Source organism: Polaromonas sp. P1_G4, assembly GCF_056405475.1.
Window position 1 is genome coordinate 1 of record NZ_JBFUCA010000680.1, and the last position, 1,817, is coordinate 1,817.

Below are 1,817 nucleotides of genomic sequence, written 5' to 3' on the forward strand. Positions count from 1 at the left end.
GGCTGATATACGGTCAATTAACAGTGATTTCGACGGGTTCGTCACAATCGGGACCGCATTCTCCCGCCTCCAGAGCATTGCGATGCAAAGGCAGAAGGCCATCTGAAATGGGCCATACCATAGTGGATATTCGAGCATGCTGTGGAGCAGAATCACTAGAAGGACTGTCCATGCGAGCTGACGCGTCGGTTGAGTCTCGCGCCATGGCGCACGCCGAAACACCCAGTATAGAAACGCGCCACAGGCAAATAGCGAAGCAGGCAGCCCTAGCTCTACGGCAAGTTGCAAGGGCAAATTGTGGGCGTTGTCGAGTATTTGGCAGAACCGCGGACCACTGTAGAGGGTAATGTAATGTGCGTAATCCAGCTCACCCCAGCCCCAGCCAAGCCATGGCTTTTGGGCAATAAGGCTCAACACATTTGACCAGAGCGTCAAGCGGCTAACGCAGAGTTCATCGCCAGCCAGAAACCGGGCTGCGGCACCATACAGCGACGGATCCAATCCAGAAAGCCATGGCAGGAGGAGTGTGCCGAGTGCATAGACAACGGCCGATACCCATAACAGCCGGCGAGCAGAAGACAGACGTGATGCCCCCCAATACCACCACAATCCGGCGACAAAAATCAACTGCACCATACCCGTACGGGAGGAGGAAGCAGCATTACCCAGCGCGAGCACACAAGCACACGCCACGAATGCAAATGCCCGCCCACCGCCCGCCCTCACAGTCGAACGCTTAGAGTCCTTCACCGCACACCAGATCACCGCAGCCAAGGCAATGTTGATAAGGGTGGCAAATTGATTGCGCTGGCGCAGATTTGCGAAGGCCTCACCCAAGCCTGCCTTGGCCACCCAGGGAGTGAGAGCATTCGCATGACCGGAATATTGCAACAACGCAAAAATACTGCTGATCGTTCCCGCCAAAATCCATGCCCAGGAAACCGGGGTGACCCAGTATCGGCTGAACGGGGCGCCGCTTGCCGCTTTGTCGATACTCGGCAAGATGGCTTGGAGAAGAATCAGGCCAACGACGGCGGCGAGACTTATCAATAACGGAACAACATTGGGCGATGGGCCGAAGGCGAATGGATTCAGCCAAGGCAACAAGACAAGCAAGGTGACCGGCACCGCCCAGGTATCAGCAGAAAATTTCATTCTTTGGATTGCATGTACACCGCGCGGAGATATCAACAATAAACCGGTGCTTAGCGATGCAGCAAGTGTATGGGCTTACGGCTCGCGCAGCTCCGCCGACCGGCCAGCTGTAGAGAGGCGTCCACTCTATTTCCGGGTTAACGCTGTATTGCTACTGGCTGGCATGCCGGGAAACGGGATTTTGGACAGTTGTGGCCACTTTTTTCTGGACAGTTCCGCCCACGCCTCCCTGGCCTCTGCACACTTCCGCGGCTCATGCAAACTGCAGAGGAGACGCAGAGCTTGAACAGCATCGCTGTCTGCGCCATTCAGACCAGCCGCGGTGGCATAGCGAAAAAGAGCGGAAGAGTAGGGGTATCGCGTGGATACCAAACGCATCCAGTGAAGTTGCTCTGCCGTCATATTTGGGCTGGCCTCGGTACGGGTGAACAGAAGCAGCGCTTCGAGCTGGTCTAGCAAAAATGCACGCGGAGGTACGTGTTTTGTATCAATACCGATGCGCCGCTCTTCGAAGCGCATTGCCTGCCAATCTTCTTCAAATGCAGGATATTCCTTCGACACGAGAATAAAGAGCAGGACTGTGATGACGGTGACAACGGGCACAAAAGATCGAAGCAAAAAACCCTCTCGGGAAATTCGCCATAAACCCAAGAATGCCCCCG

At 55.4% G+C, this 1,817-nt stretch carries 2 protein-coding genes; both read right to left on the reverse strand.

The window, feature by feature from the left end; genetic code table 11:
• Window positions 1-1,155: O-antigen ligase family protein (locus tag AC1D1X_RS22150; protein ID WP_477699201.1), on the reverse strand; the 1,155-nt coding region annotated here is incomplete at its 3' end.
• A gap of 126 nt (window positions 1,156-1,281) precedes the next feature.
• The coding region (locus tag AC1D1X_RS22155) for a Wzy polymerase domain-containing protein (protein ID WP_477699202.1) at window positions 1,282-1,817 on the reverse strand (536 nt) is incomplete at its 5' end.